General features: G+C 71.3%; 2 pseudogenes. Both read right to left on the reverse strand.

The features are described 5' to 3' along the window. Positions 1-311: pseudogene (locus tag RNB18_RS51430) on the reverse strand (branched-chain amino acid ABC transporter permease); the annotation flags it as partial. Further along, a pseudogene (locus tag RNB18_RS51435) lies at positions 308-471 on the reverse strand (branched-chain amino acid ABC transporter permease); the annotation flags it as partial. The pseudogenes RNB18_RS51430 and RNB18_RS51435, both read right to left, overlap by 4 nt.

Here is a 471-nt window from a genome sequence, read left to right on the forward strand (position 1 = left end):
GCGCCCTGGGGGGTGAGCCAGGTGAGGCCCTTGATCCCGTAGGAGGAGAGGCCGAAGAGGGCGAGGAGGGCGCCGCTGACGAGGACGAGCCACTGGAGGCCGCCGGGGTAGCCGTAGAGCGTGAGGTCGCCGGGGAAGGCGGAGGTCCAGGTCCAGGCGAGGAAGGCGGATATGACGGTGAGCGCGCCGCCTGCGGTGGCGGTCGCCCGTGCGATGTGCGGGGGGAGGGCGAGGACGCCGCTGGTGGCGGGTTCGGCCGGTGCGGGTGCGGTGACCTGGGTGGTGGTCTGTGTGGTGGTCATGGTGCTCACGCCCTGTCCGTGACGCGCTCGCCCATGATGCCTTGGGGCCGGAAGAGGAGCACGAGGATGAGGAGTACGAAGGCCCAGGCGTTGGCCCAGGACTGGCCGCCGAGCTGTTCGAGGCCGGGGATTTCGGAGACGTAGGCGGCGGCCATGGTTTCGGCGACGC

The organism is Streptomyces doebereineriae, assembly GCF_031845645.1.
In the GTDB taxonomy this organism is placed as follows: domain Bacteria; phylum Actinomycetota; class Actinomycetes; order Streptomycetales; family Streptomycetaceae; genus Streptomyces; species Streptomyces canus.